Here is a 6,126-nt window from a genome sequence, read left to right as displayed (position 1 = left end):
ACGTCACGCACGTGACGCCGTCGGGCCGCCTTCCCGAGGTGAGCCGGTCAGGTCACCAGACCCTGTCGCCCCGGAAGACCACGTCGGAGCCGCCGTCGACGAAGACGACCTGTCCGCACATGTGGCTGTTCTCCGGGGAGACGAGGAAGCGCAGGAGGTTCGCGGGGACCTCGGGGCCCATGATCCCGCCCAGGGGCATGGGGACCACGGACTCGACGGCCTTGGTCGACTCCTCGGTCGAGAGCATCTCCGCGGTCATGCCGGTCTGGACGATGCCCGGGCCGATCGCGTTGAGGGGGATGTTCGCCCCTGCCCAGTCGGCGGTGGGGGCGACGCGGCGCAGCCAGTGGGCGATCGCGGCCTTGCTGCTGCCGTAGATGATGTCGCCCGTCCCGGCGGCGGTGAGCTCGGCCGCGCGGGCGAGCGCGGCGGCCTCGTCGCCTGCGAGGGTCAGCTCGACGAGCTGGTCGTCGACGGGCAGGAGGCTCGCCATGGAGCAGGTCACGGCGGCGCGCGGGGCGTCCGAGCCGGCGAGCAGCGGGCGCAGGCCCTCGAGCGTCGCGAGGGCGCCGAAGTAGTTGACCGCGAGGGTCGCCGGGCTGCCGTTCGACAGGCCGGCGTTGGCGACGATCGCGTCGATCGTGCCGCCGCTGAGCTCGGTGACCTTCTCGACGAGGTCCGTGCGACCCGCGTCGGTCGTGAGGTCGACCGCGACGTCGGCGTCGCGCAGGTCCACGCCGATGACGCGGTGGCCGTCGGCCTCCAGCATGCCCTTGAGGGCCTTGCCGATGCCCGAGGCGGTTCCGGTGACGACGACGGTGCGCATGATGCCCTCCAGAGCAGCTAGTGCGGCCAGACCTTCCTGGCCGTTCCTCCTCAGCGTAGGCATCGAATCCCGGCCGTCCGGTCGAAAATGACCTCTGCCCGGAAGATCGTGACCAAGGTCCCACGGCTGCCGGGACCCGCGACGGGCGGTTAGCACATGCGCGCCGGTGCGGGCGCCACGATCGCGTCACGTCCGGGGTGCGACAGGGGGCCCGCACGGGTCGTGACAGCGCCGGTCCGGCCTCATGACCGCCGGGTCCTCGCCACGCTTCGCCAGTGCCTGGCGAGACGCCTCTACCAGCCGCCCGGCGCGAGCACCTTCCGGATCCGCTTCTCGCTGACCGGCCCGTCGGTCCCGAGCTGCTGCGCGAACAGGGACACCCGGAACTCCTCGATGAGCCAGCGCGCCTCGTCGAGCTCGGCGAGGCGGGCAGGGTCGCCGGGGCCCGCCGCCCAGGCGGCGCGGGCCTTGCCGTACGCCTCCTCGACGTCGTGCACGCGCCAGGCGAGCTCGGCGTCCCGGTGCGGGTTGGTCGCGGCCTTCTCGATCCGGTACGACGCCGCCCGCAGGTAGCGGGTCAGGTGCGGCAGCCGGTGGGCCGGGGTCCGCGATGCGAAGCCTGCGTAGACGAGGCCCGCGACCTGGTCGCGCACGTCCTGGAGCGTGTTGAGCAGCGCGAGGCTGTTGGCCGAGCGGATCTCGCCGTCCAGGTTCCGTGCGGCCGTGAGCGCGGCGACGACGTGCCCGACGATCTGGTGCACCTCGGCCTCGAGGTGACGCTTCACGAGGTCCCGCGCTGCCGTGTACGAGGCGGCGCTCCTGATCTGTACAGCGTCCGGCAGCGGCCCGTACTGGGAGGTCTTGGCGCCGGAGGTCAGTGCCGTGACGGCCGCGAGCTGGAGGTCGGCGACGAGGTCCTCGGTGTTCCGGTACGGGCTCGCGGCCATGGTCAGGGACTGCGTCCCGGTCCAGCGGCTCGTGACGCGCGCCGTCTGGAGCGCGGTCTCGCCCAGCAGGAGGCGCCGGACACCGCGTGCGTGCTCGCGGTCCTGCGCCGACCGGTCGGCGAGCACGCGGAGCGCGACGCTGGGCCGGCCCTTGGCGTCGAGCTCCTCGACGAGCGCGGGGTACCCGCGCACGACCATGCCGCCTCCGGCGGGCGTCGACACGACCTCGGGCAGCACACCGTCCGGGAGCCCCGTGGGCCACGTGGTGAGCCCGGTCGCCTCGGCGACGACGACGGAGGGAGCGCCGCCGTCGGGCGCCCCGCTCTCATCAGCCCCACCGATGCCCCCACCAGGGCGACCCGCGGAAGGCGACGCGGAAGTGGAGGAGGGCGAGGCGGGATCGGTGGCGAAGGTCGTGGTGGGCCTGGCAGGGGTCTGCGAGGAACGAGCAGACCCGGGAAGGCCGAGCGCCGATCCCGCCTCGCCCTCCGCCCCCCTCACCGCTTCCCCAGCCCCAGCAGCAGCCTCACGCAGCGCCGCACCGACCGCCCCCTTGACGGCCGCCCGCACCGCCGCCTGCGCCTGGGGTGCGAGGCGTCGCTGGAGCGAGACGAGGTCCTTGGACTCGTCGAGCACGACCTCGCCGCCGCGGCGTTCCTCGATGACGCGGAAGGTCATGCGCAGGTGGGCGGGGAGGCGTTCGGTGCGGGCGTCGTCCCAGGCGTCGTCGGGGATGACGACGTCGCGCAGGGCGCGGACGGCTCGGGTGAACGCGACGTGGAAGGGTTCGGCCATGTCGCCTGCGCGGGTGATGTCCTCCCAGGCGGGGGTGTTCTCGTGGAGCCAGCCGACGACGTCGCGGGCGACGTCGGGGGCGGGGACGAGCTGGACGCGCACGGGCTTGGGCAGCGAGCGGATGGTCGCGGTCGCGAGCTCGTCGAGGAGGCCGGGGACCATCCAGTCGAAGCCGTCGGGGACGACGCGGTTCAGGACGCTGATGGGGATGTGCACGGTCACGCCGTCGGCGTCGGTCCCGGGCTGGAACTGGTAGGTGAGGGGGAGCGTGAGGTCGCCCTGGACCCAGGTCTCGGGGAAGAGCGAGGTGTCGACGGACTCGGCGTCGGGCACGAGCTGTTCGAGCGTGAACGTGAGCAGGTCGGGGTCGCGGCGTCTGGCGGACTTCCACCAGGTGTCGAAGTGGCGCGCGGACACGACGTCGTCGGGGATGCGTTCGTCGTAGAACGCGAAGAGCACGTCGTCGTCGACCACGAGGCCGCGCTGGCGCGATCGGGCCTCGAGCTCCTCGGCCTCCTCGAGCAGGCGGCGGTTCTCGTGGAAGAACTGGTGGTGCGTGGTCCACTCGCCCTGGACCAGGGCGTGGCGGATGAACATCTCGCGCGCGGCCTCGGGGTCGACCTTGCCGTAGAGGACGGTGCGGTCGGCGACGATGGGCACGCCGTAGAGGAGGACCTTCTCCTTGGCCTGCGCGGCGCCCTGCTTGGTGGACCAGTGCGGCTCGGAGTAGGTGCGCTTGACGAGGTGACCGGCGAGCTCCTCGGCCCACTCGGGCTGGATCTTGGCGACGTCGCGGCCCCACAGGCGGCTGGTCTCGACGAGCTCGCCCGCCATGACCCACACGGGCGGCTTCTTGGACAGGGGGGAGCCGGGGAAGATCGCGAACCGGGCGCCGCGCGCACCGAGGTACTCGTTGCGGGCCTGCTTCTTGGCCCGCTTCATGGCGAGCTCCTTCTGCGGGCCGCGCAGGTGCGCGACGGACGACGCCTTGACCTCGGTCGCCTCCTGCATGCCGATCTGCGAGAGCAGCCCGGCGAGGAGGGCCTGGTGGATGGTGTCGTCGTCCCACGTGAGGCGGCGTTCGACGGGCTGGTCGGTGGCCTCCGCGACCGTGGTGCCCGACGCCGGGGCGCCCTTCCCGGAGCCGGCGTCGCCCCGGGTGCGGGGCGTGTAGGACATGTCGATGCCGAGCGGCTTGCTCATCTCGCGGAGCTGCGCGACGACGTCCTGCCACTCGCGCACGCGCAGGAAGTTGATGTACTCGGCCTTGCACAGGCGCCGGAACGCCGACGACGACAGCTCGTGCTGCTGCTCGCGCACGTACTCCCACAAGTTGAGGTACGTGAGGAAGTCGGAGCGGGGGTCGGCGAAGCGGGCGTGGAGCTGGTCGGCCTGGGCGCGGTACTCGGCGGGGCGTTCGCGCGGGTCCTGGATGGACATGACCGCAGCGATGATCGCGACCTCGCGAGCCACGCCGCGGCGCGAGCCCTCCCAGATCATGCGGGCCAGGCGCGGGTCCATGGGGAGCTGGGCGAGGACGCGCCCGATCTCGGTGAGGCGGGTGACGGTGCGCTCGTCCTCGGACACGGTCTCGAGCGCCCCGAGCTCGGTCAGGAGCTGCACGCCGTCGCGGATCGAGCGGGTGTCCGGGGGCTCGACGAACGGGAAGCGCGCGACGTCGTCGGGCGAGGAGACGACGCCCACCGAGATCATCTGCAGCAGGACCGACGCGAGCGACGTGCGCAGGATCTCCGGCTCGGTGAACTCGGGACGGGAGAGGAAGTCCTCCTCGGAGTACAGGCGGATCGCGATACCGTCCGCGACGCGCCCCGAGCGACCCGACCTCTGGTTGGCGCTGGCCTGCGCGATGGGCTCGATCGGCAGGCGTTGCACCTTGGTCGCCTTGGAGTAGCGCGAGATGCGGGCCGTGCCGGGGTCGACGACGTAGTGGATGCCGGGGACCGTCAGCGACGTCTCGGCGACGTTGGTCGCGAGCACGACGCGGCGCGAGGAGTGCGCCTGGAACACGCGGTGCTGCTCGGCCGAGGACAGGCGCGCGTAGAGCGGCAGGATCTCGACGAAGTCGGGGCGCTTGGCGTCGCGCGTGCGCTCGCCCAGGCGCGACTCGAGGGCGTCGGCCGTGTCGTGGATCTCGCGCTCGCCGGACAGGAACACCAGGACGTCGCCCGGTCCCTCGGCCATGAGCTCTTCGACCGCGTCGACGATGCCCGTGACGAGGTCCTTCTCCTGGGCGCCCTTGGCCGGGCTCTTGGTCTGGCTGCTGCCCCGCTTGGCCTTGCCCGACTCGGGGTCGACGTCGGGGCTCAGCGGCCGGTACCGGATCTCCACGGGGTACGTGCGACCCGTGACCTCGATGACGGGAGCCGTCTCGGGGAGGTGAGCGGCGCCGTCGGGCACCTCGTCCGTGCCCGCCGACTCGGCCGCCGCCAGCTCGTCCGCCGTGAGCGGCGGCAGCGGGCCACCCGGCGCGAAGTGCCGCGCGAACCGCTGCGAGTCGATCGTCGCCGACGTGATGATGACCTTGAGGTCGGGGCGCTGCGGCAGGAGCCGCGTCAGGTACCCGAGCAGGAAGTCGATGTTGAGCGACCGCTCGTGCGCCTCGTCGATGATGAGCGTGTCGTACGCGAGGAGCTGCGGGTCGCGCTGGATCTGCGCGAGCAGGATCCCGTCGGTCATGACCTTGACGAGCGTCTGGTCGCTCGACTGGTCGGTGAACCGGACCTGGTAGCCGACGATCTCGCCGAGGACGAGGGGCCGATCTCCCCTGAGCTCTTCGTTGATACGCTCCGCGACCGTGCGCGCCGCGATCCGTCGGGGCTGCGTGTGCCCGATCTGGCCCTTCCGACCCCGCCCGAGCTCGAGCGCGATCTTGGGGAGCTGCGTCGTCTTGCCCGAGCCCGTCTCGCCCGCGACGATCACGACCTGGTTCTCCGCGATGGCTCGTGCGATGTCCTCGCGCCGCGCCGAGACGGGCAGCTGCTCGGGGTAGGTGATGGGCGGCACGACGACAGCGGCGCGCCGCTCGGCGGCCTTGGCGAGCCGGGCCGGGTCGACCTGCTGCGGGCGTCCGCCGCGGCGGTCGCCCCGCTTCGAGGAGCGCTGCTCCCTGCCCGACGGCGGACGCTCGCCCTTCGACGTCCTCTCACGTTCGGGTGCCTTCGCGCCCTGGGTGCGGGGCCGGTCCGTGCGCGACGCGGAGCCCTCCGGGCGGTCGGTGGCGGGCGCCTTCTCGGCGGCGGCGTCCTGGTCGGTGACCTGGGGCTTCGCCCGTCCTCGACCACCGCGTCGGCGGCGCTGCCCCGAGCGCTCCCGCTGCGCACCCCCGGGCTCGCGACCGGGCTCGCCGGCCCGCTCGCGGGAGGGGGCGCTCGCAGGGCCGTCCGCGGTCCTGGCCTGGGTCTCGTCCAGGGCGGGCCGTGCGGGGCCGTGCGGTTCGGTGCTCACGACCAACCATTCTCTCAAGGGGTCGCAACCTCAATTGACGCGGGGCGACCCGTGCGCGATTGCGGCCACCTTCCACCCGGCGCACCCTGGGAT

At 72.8% G+C, this 6,126-nt stretch carries 2 protein-coding genes; both read right to left on the bottom strand.

Annotation, left to right across the window (positions count from 1 at the left end):
• Positions 1–52: 52 nt before the first annotated feature.
• A complete protein-coding gene (locus H9623_RS09665; protein ID WP_193719846.1) occupies positions 53–826 on the bottom strand; it encodes an SDR family oxidoreductase in 774 nt (257 codons plus the stop codon).
• Positions 827–1,119: 293 nt separating this feature from the next.
• Positions 1,120–6,033 (bottom strand): ATP-dependent RNA helicase HrpA, encoded by a 4,914-nt coding sequence (gene hrpA / locus H9623_RS09660; RefSeq protein WP_321575371.1) that lies wholly within the window; start codon positions 6,031–6,033, stop codon positions 1,120–1,122.
• Positions 6,034–6,126: the final 93 nt, after the last annotated feature.

The organism is Oerskovia douganii, from assembly GCF_015142735.1.
Lineage (GTDB): Bacteria > Actinomycetota > Actinomycetes > Actinomycetales > Cellulomonadaceae > Oerskovia > Oerskovia douganii.
Note: the sequence above shows the minus strand (reverse complement) of the source record. Positions and strands in the feature narration are given on the sequence as shown.